At 71.4% G+C, this 15,117-nt stretch carries 9 protein-coding genes; 4 read left to right on the forward strand and 5 right to left on the reverse strand.

Features of this window, described 5'->3' with window-relative positions; translation table 11 throughout:
- Positions 1-77: 77 nt before the first annotated feature.
- A complete protein-coding gene (locus AC07A4_RS08385) occupies positions 78-2,030 on the reverse strand; it encodes a SpoIIE family protein phosphatase (RefSeq protein WP_478594771.1) in 1,953 nt (650 codons plus the stop codon).
- A 729-nt stretch (positions 2,031-2,759) separates the two neighbouring features.
- Between AC07A4_RS08385 and AC07A4_RS08390 the strand changes: the two genes are divergently transcribed.
- Positions 2,760-6,893 (forward strand): HAMP domain-containing protein, encoded by a 4,134-nt coding sequence (locus tag AC07A4_RS08390; RefSeq protein ID WP_478595901.1) that lies wholly within the window; start codon positions 2,760-2,762, stop codon positions 6,891-6,893.
- A gap of 12 nt (positions 6,894-6,905) precedes the next feature.
- Positions 6,906-7,490 carry a response regulator gene (locus AC07A4_RS08395; protein WP_478594774.1) on the forward strand — a complete coding sequence of 195 codons (585 nt, stop codon included), beginning with the start codon at positions 6,906-6,908 and terminating at the stop codon, positions 7,488-7,490.
- A gap of 110 nt (positions 7,491-7,600) precedes the next feature.
- Here AC07A4_RS08395 and AC07A4_RS08400 read toward each other — a convergent pair whose 3' ends face one another.
- Positions 7,601-9,490, reverse strand: a complete 1,890-nt coding sequence (locus AC07A4_RS08400) for an AMP-dependent synthetase/ligase (protein ID WP_478594776.1) — start codon at positions 9,488-9,490, stop codon at positions 7,601-7,603.
- A gap of 376 nt (positions 9,491-9,866) precedes the next feature.
- Complete coding sequence (gene lepA / locus AC07A4_RS08405; RefSeq protein WP_478594779.1) at positions 9,867-11,729, reverse strand: translation elongation factor 4; 1,863 nt, start codon at positions 11,727-11,729, stop codon at positions 9,867-9,869.
- Positions 11,730-11,931: 202 nt separating this feature from the next.
- On the opposite strand from lepA, the gene rpsT reads away from it, so the two are divergent.
- Positions 11,932-12,198, forward strand: a complete 267-nt coding sequence (rpsT, locus tag AC07A4_RS08410; RefSeq protein ID WP_478594782.1) for a 30S ribosomal protein S20 — start codon at positions 11,932-11,934, stop codon at positions 12,196-12,198.
- Positions 12,199-12,682: 484 nt separating this feature from the next.
- Here the strand turns inward: rpsT and holA are convergent, their stop codons facing one another.
- Positions 12,683-13,669, reverse strand: a complete 987-nt coding sequence (gene holA, locus AC07A4_RS08415; protein ID WP_478594785.1) for a DNA polymerase III subunit delta — start codon at positions 13,667-13,669, stop codon at positions 12,683-12,685.
- Positions 13,670-13,796: 127 nt separating this feature from the next.
- Between holA and AC07A4_RS08420 the strand changes: the two genes are divergently transcribed.
- Positions 13,797-14,042: a hypothetical protein gene (locus AC07A4_RS08420; RefSeq protein ID WP_478594788.1), complete on the forward strand. Its 246-nt coding sequence runs from the start codon at positions 13,797-13,799 to the stop codon at positions 14,040-14,042.
- Between the two features lie 116 nt (positions 14,043-14,158).
- Here AC07A4_RS08420 and AC07A4_RS08425 read toward each other — a convergent pair whose 3' ends face one another.
- Positions 14,159-15,043 (reverse strand): YceI family protein, encoded by an 885-nt coding sequence (locus AC07A4_RS08425; protein WP_478594791.1) that lies wholly within the window; start codon positions 15,041-15,043, stop codon positions 14,159-14,161.
- Between the last annotated feature and the right edge of the window lie 74 nt (positions 15,044-15,117).

A 15,117-nucleotide genomic window follows, 5' to 3' on the forward strand; every position in this document is an offset into this window, starting at 1 on the left:
TGCTCCATTGTCCCACCGCCCGGGAGGAAGCCCGCCCGGCGCTCAGGGAGGGGGCGCGGCGGCGCTGAGGGGCCGGGTCAGCACGCCCGCAAGACGAGCAGGGCCAGGTCGTCGTCCGGCGGCCTGGTGGAGAACTCGTGGACCTTGCGGCGGATGCGCTCGGCCACGAGCCCCGCGTCGAGACCGGCGCAGTCGGCGAGGGCGGCGGCCAGGCCGTCCTCGTCGTCGAAGAGGCGGCCGCCCGCGCGCCGCTCCGTCACCCCGTCCGTGACGCACAGCAGGGTGTCGCCGGGCCGCAGGTCGAAGGTCCGGCTCGTGTACGTCTCGTCGTCGACGACCCCGAGGAGCGTCTGCGGCCCGGTGGCGGGCCGCACCCGGCCCTCGGCGTCCAGGAGCAGCGGCAGCGGGTGTCCGGCGCAGGCCACCGTGCAGCGCACCCCGCCCTCGTGCGGGACGAGCTCCCCGTACAGCAGGGACAGGAAGCGTGTGGTGGTGCCCTCGGGCGGCACGCCCTGGCCGCCCGCGACGGCCATCACGGCGGCCGCCGCGTCGGCGGCCTCGGTGGCGTCGTCGAGGAGGAGCTGGTTGAGGCGGTCGAGGACCTCGGCGACCTGGTAGCCCTCGCGGGCGAGCAGCCGCAGCCAGGGGCGGGCCAGGCCGATGACGACGGCCGCCTCCGGGCCTTTGCCCTGGACGTCGCCGAGGGCGAAGCACCAGCGGCCGCTGCCCGCGGGGAACACGTCGTAGAAGTCGCCGCCGGGGCCGCCCTGCTCCTGTGGTTCGTAGACGATGCCGCTCTCCACGCCGGGGATCTCGGCGACGGCGCTCGGCAGCAGGCCGCGCTGGAGGACCTGGCTGATCGTGGCCTGGCGCTGGTAGCGGCGGGCGGCGCTGATGGCGAGCGCGACGCGGCGGCTGAAGTCCTCGACGAGTCCGGTGGCCTCGTCCGGGAAGCGCAGCAGTCCGGCCCGCCCGATCACCAGCGTGCCCAGCTGTCTGCCGCCCGCCACCAGGCGGTAGGCGACCGCCGCGCCGCCCGGGTCGCCTGGGTCGCCGCCGCTGTCGCCCGGCCAGGGCACAGGGACCGCGCCGCCTCCGGTCGCGTCGGCGGCCTCGTTCAGGCAGAGCGGCTCCTTCTCCAGGGCCTGGCGCAGCTCCTCTATCCGCTGCTCGCTGGTGTGCCACACCCGGGCCAGGCGGGAGCCGTGCTCGCGCGCGCCCGGCGTGCGGCCCGCGCTCGGGGTCTCGTCGTCCAGCCACACCGCGCACCAGTCGGCGAGCCGCGGCACGAGGAGCTGTCCGGCGAGGGCGGCGACCAGGTTCTCGTCGAACTGCCCGGCGAGCATGTCGGAGGCCTCGGCGAGGAAGGTGAGCGCGCCGCGGTTGATCCAGTCCGTGTCGTACGGGGCCTTCTTGGGGACGGGGGCGAGGAGGTCCGCCGGGCGCGGCCCGCGCTGGAGGGCCAGGTCACCGGCGTACGCCTCGATGTCGGACACCGCGTGGACGTCGTCGACGAGAAGCCGCGCCCACACCGTCTTGGTGCCCGAGCGGTAGGTGACGCCCCAGGACTCGGCGAGGGTGGCGACGAGTTGCAGGCCCCGGCCGTACTCGGGGGTGCCGGGCTGCGCGGCGCGCGGCTCGCTGCGCACGGCGCGCGCCGGGTGGTGGTCGGAGACCTCGACGACGACCGCGTCCCCGCCCTCGCCGCCCATCGCGTCGACCGCGCCGCCCGCGCCGTCTAGGCGGCACAGCACCTCCACTGAGGTGCCCGCGTGCACCACGGCGTTCGTCACCAACTCGCTGACCAGCAGCACCGCGTCCGCCGCGAGCCGGTCGGTGAGCCCGGCGGCGGCGGGGACCGCGAGGTCCGTCCAGTCGGTGAGCGCCGCGCGGACGAACCGGCGCGCGGCGGCGGGCGCAAGCGGGTTTCCGGGCAGGGACGTACGCACTACCGTCGAAGTCCCAGGGCGTGCCGCGGACTCGACGGAGGCGCGGAATGCGGTCTCCCGTTGCATCGGAATGGCCCCCACAGTGCGGCTCCTGAGCAGTTCGGACGATTACGCCTCAGGCGACACGGACAGAGTGACAGACTGACTGTGCCCATAAGCGCCGAGTTACCGAAGTGGGCCATCATGAGTGAGAACCCTGCTAAGCCCGCGCCTGGACACGGTCAGATTCCGGCATCGGCAGACACGCCAGGTCCGGCCCGGACCTCGGCGGCCGCCTCATCGGCGCACCCCGGGCCGCTTCCCCGCCCCACCCCCGCCGCGCCCGCCGCGCCCGCGGAGACCCCCGCGCGGTCCGCTGGCCGGATTGCGCCCCCACGCGCCACGGAAGCCCCCGCGTCACCGCCGCCCACGCGGCCCCCAACGTCCCCGGGCGACATGGCATCCGGCGCGCGTGACGTGCCTGGTGTGCCTAGTGCGCCTGGTGTGCCTGGTGCTCCCGCCGCGCCCGGCGCTTCCGCCCAGCCCGGCGCTTCCGCCCAGCCCAGCGCTTCCGCCCAGCCCAGCGCTTCCGCCCAGCCCGCTTCCGGCGAGCCCGCCGAGCCCGCGCACCCCAGCGAGCCCGCGCACCCCGCCGCTCCCCCGCCCGGCCGCGCCGCGCGTCCCGGCCGCCGTGCCGCCGCGCCCCGGCGCACCGCCTCCGCGCGCGCCCGGGTGCCCGCCCCCGCCGAGCCGCCCGGCGGGTCCGCCGCGGCGGCGGGCGCGGAGCTCACCGCCGAGTCCGCCGCCGATCTGCGGGTGCTGCTCGCCGCGATGCGGGCCGCCCGGGACGGGAACTTCACCAAGGCGCCCCAGCACGGCACCGGCCTCACCGCCGAGCTGATCACCGTCTTCAACGAACTGGTGGACCGCTCCACGCACTTCGACAGCGAGCTCATCCGCGTACGCCGGGAGATGGTGCGGCACGGGCGGCTCGACGAGCGGTTCACGGCGAGCCCCGGGCAGGGCAGCTGGGCCACCCGCATCATCGAGGCGAACTCGCTGGTCGACTCCCTGGTCGCGCCCGCCACGAACGCCACCCGGGTGCTCAACGCGGTCGCGGGCGGCGACCTCACCCAGCGCGTCGACCTGCACGACGGCTCCCGGGAGCTGCGCGGCGACCTGCGCCGCCTGGGGCGCGCCGTCAACACGATGGTCGACCAGCTGTCACTCTTCACGGGCGAGGTCACGCGCGTGGCCCGCGAGGTCGGCACCGAGGGCAGGCTCGGCGGCCGCGCCAAGGTGCGCGGGCTCTCCGGCAGCTGGCGCGACGTGACGGAGGCCGTGAACACGATGGCCTCGCGCCTGACCGCGCAGGTCCGCGACATCGCCCTGGTCACCACGGCCGTGGCGCAGGGCGACCTGACCCGTACGGTCACCGTCGAGGCCACCGGTGAGCTCCTCGAACTGAAGCTCACCGTGAACACGATGGTCGAGCAGCTGTCCGCGTTCGCGGCGGAGGTGACGCGTGTCGCCCGCGAGGTCGGCACCGAGGGCAGGCTCGGCGGCCGCGCCCAGGCGCGCGGCGTGTCCGGGGTGTGGAAGGACCTCACCGACAACGTCAACTTCATGGCGTCCAACCTCACCTCCCAGGTCCGCAACATCGCGCAGGTGACCACCGCCGTCGCCAACGGCGACCTGAGTCAGAAGATCACCGTGGACGCCCGCGGCGAGATCCTGGAGCTCAAGGACACCGTCAACACGATGGTCGACCAGCTGTCCGCGTTCGCCGACGAGGTCACCCGCGTGGCCCGCGAGGTCGGCACCGAGGGCAACCTCGGCGGCCGCGCCCACGTGCGCGGCGTATCGGGCGTCTGGAAGGACCTCACCGACAACGTCAACTTCATGGCGGACAACCTCACTTCGCAGGTCCGCAACATCGCCCTGGTGTCGACGGCCGTCGCCCAGGGCGACCTGTCGAAGAAGATCACCGTGGAGGCGAAGGGCGAGATCCTGGAGCTGAAGTCGACGATCAACACGATGGTCGACCAGCTGTCCGCGTTCGCCGACGAGGTCACGCGCGTGGCCCGCGAGGTCGGCACCGAGGGCAACCTCGGCGGTCAGGCGCAGGTGCGCGGCGTGTCCGGCGTCTGGGAGGAGCTGACGGACAACGTCAACTTCATGGCGTCCAACCTCACCTCCCAGGTCCGCAACATCGCGCAGGTGACCACCGCCGTCGCCAACGGCGACCTGTCCAAGATGATCACGGTGACGGCGCGCGGCGAGATCCTGGAGCTCAAGGACACCGTCAACACGATGGTGGAGCAGCTGCGCGCCTTCGCCGACGAGGTCACGCGCGTGGCCCGCGAGGTCGGCACCGACGGCAGGCTCGGCGGCCGCGCCCAGGTCCTCGGCGTATCGGGCGTGTGGAAGGACCTCACCGACAACGTCAACTACATGGCGGACAACCTCACCGGGCAGGTCCGCAACATCGCGCAGGTCGCGACCGCCGTGGCGCAGGGCGACCTGTCGAAGAAGATCGACGTGGACGCGCGCGGCGAGATCCTGGAGCTGAAGACCACCATCAACACCATGGTGGACACGCTGTCGTCGTTCTCCTCGGAGGTCACCCGCGTGGCCCGCGAGGTGGGTTCGGAGGGCCAGCTCGGCGGTCAGGCCCGGGTCGAGGGCGTGTACGGCACGTGGAAGCGCCTCACCACCAACGTGAACGAGCTCGCCCTGAACCTGACCACGCAGGTGCGCGCCATCGCCGAGGTCGCCTCGGCCGTGGCGCAGGGCGACATGTCCCGCTCGATCACCGTGGAGACCCGGGGCGAGGTCGCCGAGCTCAAGGACAACATCAACCTGATGGTGTCCAACCTGCGCGAGACCACCCGCGCCAAGGACTGGCTGGAGTCCAACCTGGCCCGCCTCGCGGGCCTGATGCAGGGCCACCGGGACCTGATGGAGGTCGCCGACCTGATCCTGCGCGAGCTGACGCCGCTGGTGAACGCCGGATACGGCGCGTTCTTCCTCGCCGACCCGGACGCCGACGGCACCGCCCCGCTGCAGGCCTCCCCCGCCAAGGGCCTCGCCTTCATCGCCGGGTACGGCTCCGCGCAGGGCAGCGCCACCGAGGAGGAGGGCTTCCTCGTCGACACCGGCGGCATGCCCGCGCACGGCCTGGTGCGCCAGGCGGCCCTGGAGAAGAAGCGCATCCTGCTCGACGAGGTGCCGCCCGACTACATCAAGATCCACTCGGGGCTCGGGGACGCCTCGCCCGCCAGCGTCGTCATCATCCCGATCCTCTTCGAGGACAAGCTGCTCGGCGTCATCGAGCTGGCCACGTTCTCCCGCTTCTCCGACGTCCACCTGGCGTTCTTCGACCAGTTCGTGAACACCATCGGCGTCGCCATCAACACCATCATCGCCAACTCCCGCACGGAGTCACTGCTCGGCGAGTCCCAGCGCCTGGCCATCCAGCTCCAGGAGCGCTCCGACGAACTCCAGCGCCAGCAGGCGGAGCTGCGCCGCTCCAACGCCGAGCTGGAGGAGAAGGCGGCGCTGCTGGCCACGTCCTCGCAGTACAAGTCGGAGTTCCTCGCGAACATGTCGCACGAGCTGCGCACGCCGCTGAACTCGCTGCTCATCCTCGCCCGGCTGCTCTCCGACAACCCCGACGGCCATCTCTCAGACCAGGAGGTGCAGTTCGCCACCACGATCCACCGCTCGGGCTCGGACCTGCTCCAGCTGATCAACGACATCCTCGACCTGTCCAAGATCGAGGCGGGCCGCATGGACGTGCGCCCGAAGAAGCTGCCGCTGATCAAGGTCCTGGACTATGTGCACGCCACGTTCCGCCCGCTCACCCTCGACCGCGGCCTCGCCTTCGACGTCACCGTCGGCCACGACGTGCCGCGGGAGATGTTCTCCGACGAGCAGCGCCTCCAGCAGATCCTGCGCAACCTCCTGTCGAACGCGGTCAAGTTCACCGCGAACGGCCGCGTCGAGCTGAGCGTGCAGCACGTCAAGCAGACCCTCGACCCGCTGCTCAGCGACCGCGGCGACCTGATCAGCTTCACCGTCAGGGACACCGGCATCGGCATCCCGCCCGAGCAACTGCCCGTGATCTTCGAGGCGTTCCAGCAGGTCGACGGCACCACCAACCGCAAGTACGGCGGCACCGGGCTCGGCCTGTCCATCAGCCGGGAGATCGCGGGCCTGCTCGGCGGCCGCATCACCGCCGAGTCCCGCCCCGGCGAGGGCTCCACGTTCACGCTGTACGTGCCGGTGGTGCACCCCGGTCACGGCGCGGCCGCGGTGGCGTTCGCGTCGACGCGCGCGCTCCCGGCGGCCGAGCCGCCCGAGCCGCAGGAGCAGATGGCGCTGTCCGCGCACACCCTGCCCGACACCGACGACAACTGGCCCGCGCCGACGAAGCTCGAGGCATGGAAGGAGGGGCGGGCGGGCAGGGTCCTGCCGGGACGGCGCGTACTCATCGTCGACGACGACATCCGCAACGTCTTCGCCCTCACCCACGTCCTCAGCCGCGTCGGCCTGGTCGTGCTCTACGCGGAGAACGGCCGCGAGGGCATCGAGACCCTGGAGCGCAACCCCGACACCGACCTGATCCTGATGGACATCATGATGCCGGAGATGGACGGTTACGAGACCATCGCCGCCATCCGCAGCTCCCCCCGCTGGACGGGGCTGCCCATCGTCGCCCTGACCGCCAAGGCCATGCCCGGCGACCGCGAGAAGGCCATCTCGCAGGGCGCCACCGACTACGTACCCAAACCCGTGGACGTGGACCAGCTGCTCACCTCCGTCTGTGCCCTCCTGGACCCCGAGGGCCAGCGGACGGAGCGGAAGGAGTCCACACCGCCCGACACCAACGACACGGAATCCGTTGATCCGGAGGTGCGCGGCTCTCAGGGAGGGTCCGTGCCTCCGCCGACGACCGAGTGAGGCACCGTCACCATGAGCACTGAGGCCACCGTCAGCGAACGCGCGAGCATCCTCCTGGTCGATGACATGGAGGACAACTTGGTGGCGCTGGAGGCCGTCCTGGGGTCCCTGAACGAGCCGCTGGTGCGGGCCCGTTCGGGCGAGGAGGCCATGAAGGCCCTGCTGCGCCAGCGGTTCGCCGTGATCCTCCTGGATGTGCGGATGCCCGGCATGGACGGCTTCGAGACCGCCTCCAACATCAAGCGCCTCGACCAGACCAAGGACGTGCCGATCATCTTCCTGACGGGCACCGACAACGACGCGGGCTATGCCTTCCGCGGCTACGCGACCGGCGCGGCGGACTACCTCACCAAGCCCTTCGACCCCTGGGTGCTGCGCGCGAAGGTCACCGTCTTCCTTGAGCTGCACCGCAAGAACCAGCAGCTGGAGCGCGTCCTCGCGCGCGAGCAGGAGCACTTCGACGAGCTGTCCCAGCGCCTCGCGGCGATCCAGGAGCAGCTCGCGTCGAGCGGCCACGCCGACGCGGCCGACCTGCGCCCGCAGCTCACACACGTGGAGGAGATACTCCGCGAGATGCGACGCGAGCGCAGCGCGTGACCGCCAGCGAGCGGAGCGCGACCGGCTGACGGGCGGAGCGACCGCCCGTTCCCCGTGCGTGCGGGGCCGCTCCCGCGGGAGCGGCCCTGTCGCCGTGCGCGGGCGGGCCCTCAGGCCTCGCGGGCGCCCTCGTACATCTCCTCGATCAGGTTCTTGTACTCCCGCTCCACCACCGGGCGCTTCAGCTTCAGGCTGGGGGTCAGCTCGCCGTGCTCGACGTCCAGGTCGCGCGGGAGCAGCTTGAAGCGCTTGATGGTCTGCCAGCGCTGGAGGCCCTCGTTGAGCTGCTTCACATAGCCCTCGATGAGGGCGACCGTGGCGGGCGCGGCGACGACCTCGGCGTAGCTCTTGCCGTCCAGGCCGTTCTCCTTCGCCCAGCCGAGGATGGCCGGCTCGTCCAGGGCGATGAGGGCGGAGCAGAAGTTCCGGTCGGCGCCGAGCACCAGGATGTTGGAGACGTACGGGCACACGCCCTTGAACTGGCCCTCGACCTCCGTGGGCGCCACGTACTTGCCGCCGGACGTCTTGAACAGGTCCTTCTTGCGGTCGGTGATCCGCAGGTAGCCGTCGGGGGACAGCTCCCCGATGTCTCCGGTGTGGAACCAGCCGTCGGACTCCAGGACCTCGGCGGTCTTCTCCGGCAGCCCGTGGTAGCCCTCCATGACGCCGGGGCCGCGCAGCATGATCTCGCCGTCGTCCGCGATCCGCACCTCGGTGCCGGGCAGCGGCTTGCCGACGGTGCCGGTGCGGTAGGCCTCGCCGGGGTTGACGAAGGAGGCGGCGGAGGACTCGGTGAGCCCGTACCCCTCCAGGATGTGGATTCCGGCCCCGGAGAAGAAGTAGCCGATCTCCGGCGCGAGGGCCACCGAGCCGGACACCGCCGCCCGCAGCCGCCCGCCGAAGGCCTCGCGCAGCTTGGCGTAGACGAGCTTGTCGGCCACCTTGTGCTTGGCGCCGAGCCCGAACGGCACCGACGCCACGCCCGTGCGGCGGAAGTTGTCCTGGCTGGTCTTGGCGTACTCGCGGGCGATCTCGGCGGCCCACATGAAGATCTTGTACTTGGCGGCGCCCCCGGCGCGGGCCTTGGCGGCGACGCCGTTGTAGACCTTCTCGAAGATGCGCGGCACGGCGGCCATGTACGTCGGCTGCACCACCGGCAGATTCTCGATGATCTTCTCGACGCGGCCGTCGACGGCCGTGACGTGCCCGAGCTCGATCTGTCCGCTGGTCAGCACCTTGCCGAAGACGTGCGCGAGCGGCAGCCACAGGTACTGCACGTCCTCGGCCGAGAGCAGCCCGGTCGCCGCGATGGCCTTCGCCATGTACGACCAGTTGTCGTGCGGCAGGCGCACGCCCTTGGGGCGGCCCGTCGTGCCCGAGGTGTAGATGATCGTCGCGAGGTGGTCGGCCCTGATCGCGCCGATCCGCTCCTTGACGGCCTCCGGGTTCTTCTCCAGGTGCGCCGCGCCCCTGGCCTCCAGGTCGGCGAGGGTGAGCACCCAGCCCTCGGGGTCGTCGGCGGCGGGCTCGGTGCCCTCGGCGTCGAACACGACGACGTGCTTGAGGTCGGGCAGGCTGGCCCGCTGTTCGCGCGCCTTGGCGAGCTGCTCGGCGTTCTCGGCGATCAGGACCCGGCTGCCGGAGTCGGCGAGGAGGTACGCGGATTCCTCGGCGTTGGTCTGCGGGTAGACCGTCGTGGTGGCGGCTCCCGCGCACATGATGCCGAGGTCGGCGAGGATCCACTCGATGCGGGTGCTGGAGGCGAGGGCGACCCGGTCCTCGGGCCGCAGGCCGAGGTCGATGAGACCGGCCGCGAGGGCGTAGACCCGCTCGGCGGCCCCCGCCCAGCTCAGCGTCTTCCACTCGTCCGGGCCCTGCCCGGAGGCGGCGGGGACGGGATACCGGTAGGCCTCCGCGTCCGGCGTTGCCGCGACACGCTCCAGCAGGAGGTGCGCCACCGAGGGCGGTCGGTTCTCGATCAAGGTCTGTGTGTCGCTCACGACATCCTCCGGGCCCGCGACGGTGCGTCCTACTGGCTGTCTGCCTACTGGCTGTCTACTCGCTCGCTGCCTACTGGCTGACTGAGTGTGGCGCCTACTGCTGACTACGTGTGGCTGCTGCGCTCCGATGCCACTCCAGGCACGTTGTTTAACTTGCGAGTAACCTCCGAGCAGTGATCAGGGTAGAGGCCGGACGCCCGCCGCGTAAGGGGCTACTGCCTGTCACTTTCTACAGAACGGGGCGGTAGCGTCACGCGCGGCCCGCGCTCCGCGGGGACGCGGCCGGGCGCTCACCCGCATGCGAAAAGCGCCCGTCCTGGCATCGGACGGGCGCTTCGCGCACGGCGGGGGAACCCGGCTGGGGCCGGGCGGGCGACTACTTCTTCTTGGCGCCCTCGTCGCTGGAGAGCACCGCGATGAAGGCCTCCTGCGGGACCTCCACGGAGCCCACCATCTTCATCCGCTTCTTGCCTTCCTTCTGCTTCTCGAGCAGCTTCCGCTTACGCGAGATGTCACCGCCGTAGCACTTGGCGAGGACGTCCTTGCGGATGGCGCGGATGGTCTCGCGGGCGATGACCCGCGAGCCGATGGCCGCCTGGATGGGCACCTCGAAGGCCTGCCGCGGGATGAGCTCGCGCAGCTTCGCGACGAGCCGCACGCCGTACGCGTACGCCGCGTCCTTGTGCGTGATCGCCGAGAACGCGTCGACCTTGTCGCCGTGCAGCAGGATGTCGACCTTGACCAGGCTGGAGGACTGCTCGCCGGTGGGCTCGTAGTCCAGCGAGGCGTAGCCGCGCGTCTTGGACTTCAGCTGGTCGAAGAAGTCGAAGACGATCTCCGCGAGCGGCAGCGTGTACCGGATCTCGACCCGGTCCTCGGAGAGGTAGTCCATGCCGAGCAGGGTGCCGCGCCGGTTCTGGCACAGCTCCATGATCGAGCCGATGAACTCCGAAGGCGCGAGGATGGTGGCCCGCACGACCGGCTCGAAGACCTGGTCGATCTTCCCCTCGGGGAACTCACTCGGATTGGTGACCGTGTGCTCGGCCCCGTCCTCCATGATCACGCGGTAGACCACGTTCGGCGCGGTCGCGATCAGGTCGAGACCGAACTCGCGCTCCAGGCGCTCGCGGATCACGTCCAGGTGCAGCAGGCCGAGGAAGCCCACGCGGAAGCCGAAGCCGAGCGCGGCGGACGTCTCCGGCTCGTAGACCAGCGCGGCGTCGTTGAGCTGGAGCTTGTCGAGCGCGTCGCGCAGCTCCGGGTAGTCCGAGCCGTCCAGCGGATACAGGCCCGAGAAGACCATCGGCTTCGGGTCCTTGTAGCCCCCGAGGGCCTCCGTGGCGCCCTTGTGCAGCGAGGTGATCGTGTCACCGACCTTCGACTGCCGCACATCCTTCACGCCGGTGATGAGGTAACCCACCTCACCCACGCCGAGCCCGTCGGCGGCGAGCATCTCGGGCGAGTTCGTCCCGATCTCCAGGAGCTCGTGCGTGGCACCCGTCGACATCATCCGGATGCGCTCACGCTTGTTGAGCTGGCCGTCGACGACACGTACGTACGTCACGACGCCGCGGTACGAGTCGTACACCGAGTCGAAGATCATCGCGCGGGCGGGCGCGTCCGCGACGCCGACGGGCGCCGGGACCTCGGCCACGACCCGGTCGAGCAGCGCCTCGACGCCGAGCCCGGTCTTCGCGGAGACCTTGAGGACGTCGTCCGGGTCGCAGCCGATGAGGTTCGCGAGCTCCTCGGAGAACTTCTCGGGCTGGGCGGCCGGCAGGTCGATCTTGTTGAGCACCGGGACGATCTTGAGGTCGTTCTCCATCGCCAGATACAGGTTGGCGAGGGTCTGCGCCTCGATGCCCTGGGCGGCGTCGACCAGCAGGACCGTCCCCTCGCACGCGGCGAGCGACCGCGAGACCTCGTATGTGAAGTCCACGTGGCCCGGGGTGTCGATCATGTTGAGGATGTGGGTCTCGCCCTGGTTCGGCCCCTCGGTCGGGGCCCAGGGCAGACGCACCGCCTGGGACTTGATCGTGATGCCGCGCTCACGCTCGATGTCCATGCGGTCGAGATACTGGGCGCGCATCTGCCGCTGCTCGACCACACCGGTCAGCTGCAGCATGCGGTCGGCGAGCGTGGACTTGCCGTGGTCGATGTGCGCGATGATGCAGAAATTGCGGATCAGAGCCGGGGCGGTACGGCTCGGCTCGGGCACATTCATAGGGGTCGCGGGCACGCAGGGTCCTGTCTCTTGAGGCGCCTTATGCCTCGGGTCGGATCGATACGTAGCCTCCATGGTCCCATGGGCGGGCCGCGCCCATCGGTTTGGGCCGGTCGGAGGTCGGCTGATATCGTGGGCAGCTGTGTCTCTCAGCCCTCTCAGCCGTGAGACACCTGTCAGAGAACCCAGTAGTACCTGAACCTGAAAAGGCTCTTTCGTGGCGAACATCAAGTCTCAGATCAAGCGGAACAAGACCAACGAGAAGGCGCGCCTGCGCAACAAGGCCGTCAAGTCGTCGCTCAAGACCGCGATCCGCAAGGCCCGCGAGGCCACCGCTGCCGGTGACGTCGAGAAGGCCACCGCGCTGACCCGCGAGGCCGCGCGTCAGCTCGACAAGGCCGTCTCCAAGGGCGTCATCCACAAGAACCAGGCCGCCAACAAGAAGTCGGCGCTTGCTTCGAAGGCCGCGACCCTCCAGGGCTGACCTGCTGATGTAACCGCCGGAAGGACCCAGAGCGGGCCCTCTCTCATCCGCTCCCGACCGGCACCCCGAGTCCGTACGCGATCTGCGTTCGCCACGCGGGTACGGGCTCAAGTCTTTGCGTAACCGAGAACCCCGGCCTCTGTCCCTTTGGGATGGGGGGCGGGGTTTTTGGTTTCGCGGAGGCTGGGGGGCGCGGCCCGTATGGGCGGGGCCAGGGGCGGAGCCGCGGTGGGGGGGCCAGGGGGCGGAGCCCCCGGGTGGGGGGTGGGGCGGAGCCCCGGTGGGGGTCCAGGGGGCGAAGCCCTCGGCGGGGGGGGGCTGGGGGCGAAGCCCCGGAGGGGGTCCAGGGGGCGGAGCCCCCGAGTGGGTGGCTGGGGGCGAAGCCCCGGAGGGGGTCCAGGGGGCGAAGCCCCCGAGTGGGGGGCTGGGGGCGGAGCCCCCAGTTTCGGGAAGGGGCGGGCTTGGGGAAGAAAACCCCCACCCCCTACCCCCGCCGCACCCGAGCCGCCCGAGCCACCGCCACCACGGCCTTCTCCAGGGCGTACGCCGGATCGTCCCCGCCCCCCTTGACCCCCGCGTCCGCCTCCGCGACAGCGGCAAGCGCCACCGCCACCCCGTCGGGAGACCACCCCCGCATCTGCTGCCGCACCCGATCGATCTTCCACGGCGGCATCCCCAGCTCCCGCGCCAGATCGGCGGGGCGCCCGCCCCGCGCCGAGGACAGCTTCCCGATCGCCCGCACCCCCTGCGCGAGGGCACTCGTGATCATCACGGGCGCGACGCCCGTCGCCAGGGACCACCGCAGGGCCTCCAGGGCCTCCGCCGCGCGCCCCTCCACGGCCCGGTCGGCCACGGTGAAGCTGGAGGCCTCCGCCCGCCCCGTGTAGTACCGCCCGACGACGGCCTCGTCGATCGTGCCCTCGACGTCCGCCACCAGCTGCGACACCGCCGAAGCCAGCTCCCGCAGATCACTGCCGATCGCGTCCACCAGCGTCTGGCAGGCCTCCGGCGTCGCCGAGCGCCCCAGCGCCCGGAACTCGCTCCGCACGAACGCGAGACGGTCCGCGGGCTTCGTCATCTTGGGGCACGCGACCTCCCGCGCCCCGGCCTTGCGGGCCGCGTCGAGGAGCCCCTTGCCCTTGGCGGCACCCGCGTGCAGCAGCACCAGGGTGATCTCCTCCACGGGAGCGCCCAGATACGCCTTCACGTCCTTGATCGTGTCCGCCGACAGGTCCTGCGCGTTCCGCACCACCACCACCTTGCGCTCCGCGAACAGCGAAGGGCTGGTCAGCTCCGCGAGCGTGCCGGGCGCCAGCTGGTCGGGGGTGAGGTCCCGGACGTCCGTGTCGGCGTCCGCCGCGCGCGCGGCCGCGACGACCTCCTGCACGGCGCGGTCGAGCAGCAGGTCCTCAAGACCCACGGCGACCGTGACGGGAGCGAGCGGATTGTCGTGTGCGTTCTTCCTGGCCATCGCGGACCAGCATCCCACGCGCCACTGACACCCGGCCCCCACCGCCCACGCCCGGGCCCGCACCCGGCCCACACCCGCTCGGGCGCCGCCCCGGCCCCGCCCCGGCCGCGTACGCGAGAATGCCCACGTGACCGATGTACGACATGTCCTGGTGCTGCCCGACCGCGACGCGGCGGAAGAAGTCGCCGAGGAGCTCCCCGACCGCTTCGGCGTGGCCAACGCCCCCCAGCTCGTGCGCGACGCCCTCGCCGGTGAGGACGACGCCGAGGACGCCCAGTGGCTGGTCGTCGTCGAGGACCCGGACCACCGCCTCGACCCCACGGCCCTCGACGAGCTGGCAGCCGAGTACGAGGGCTGGCTGGAAGCCCCCTGACCCGGGCGGAGCCGGGGCCGCGCGGGCGGAGCCCGGGCCCCGCAGGCGGGGCCGGGGCGGCCGGGGCCCACCGACCGGGGCCGGGTCCCGGAGGCCGGGTCCCGGAGGCCGGCCGGTCAGGCCTTCTTCGGTATGACCTGGATGTCGAGCTCGATGGTGATGCTGGCGCCGACCGCCGCGATCCCGCGCGCGAGCAGGGTCTGCCAGGTGATCGTGAAGTCGTCCCGGTGCAGCTCGGTCGTCGCGCGGCAGGCCACGCGGGTCTCGCCCTCCAGGCCGTGCCCGACGCCCAGGTACTCCGTGTCAAGCGTGACCGTCCGCGTCACACCGTGCAGCGACAGCGCGCCCGTGATCGCCCAGCGGTTACCGCCCTTGTGCACGAAGCGGTCGCTGTAGAACTCCATCGTCGGGAACCGCGCCACGTCCAGGAAGTCGCCGGACCGCAGGTGGTCGTCGCGCATCTTCACGGCCGTGTCGATGGACGCGGCGTCGATCACCACGTGCATCGCGGACTCTTCCATCCGCTCGGCCAGCCGGATCGCCCCCGCGAACGTGTTGAACCGGCCGTGGATGCGCGCGAGCCCGATGTGCCGCGCCGTGAACCCGATGGACGAGTGCAGGGGGTCGATGTCCCAGTCACCCGGATCCGGCAGCTGCGGAAGCTGCGCCACCTGAAGCGTCACATCGCCCACGGAGGCATGCGCGTCCTCACCGACCGTGACGTTCGCCCGGTACGGGGTGAAGCCCTCCGCCGAGACCGCGAGCCGGTACTCCCCCGCCGGGAGCGTCGTGACGAACGACCCGAACGGATCCGTCCCCCCGTTCACGACCTTGCGCCCCATGGCGTCCGTGACAGACAGCTCCGCATGCCGCACCGGCTCGTTCACGGGGTCCAGCACCCGGCAGCTGAGCGCCCCCGCGCTGGGTGGGACCGTCACCGCCGACAGCGGACCGGACCGCCCTCCTCGGAACGAACGGTTTCCCAGCCAACGGCCGAACACTGCGACGCACCCCCGCGGGCCTTGACAACAACTAGCGAATAGGCATTCGACCACCGTTGCGGCATTCGATGCAA

Source organism: Streptomyces sp. NPDC043996 (assembly GCF_056435225.1).

What these genes read in the sequence shown, in the direction of transcription:
- AC07A4_RS08390 (WP_478595901.1), top strand. Translation starts at nt 2,760, where the DNA reads ATGCGGGCCGCCCGGGACGGGAACTTCACCAAGGCGCCCCAGCACGGC.
- holA (WP_478594785.1), bottom strand. Translation starts at nt 13,669, where the DNA reads ATGGCCAGGAAGAACGCACACGACAATCCGCTCGCTCCCGTCACGGTC.
- AC07A4_RS08395 (WP_478594774.1), top strand. Translation starts at nt 6,906, where the DNA reads ATGAGCACTGAGGCCACCGTCAGCGAACGCGCGAGCATCCTCCTGGTC.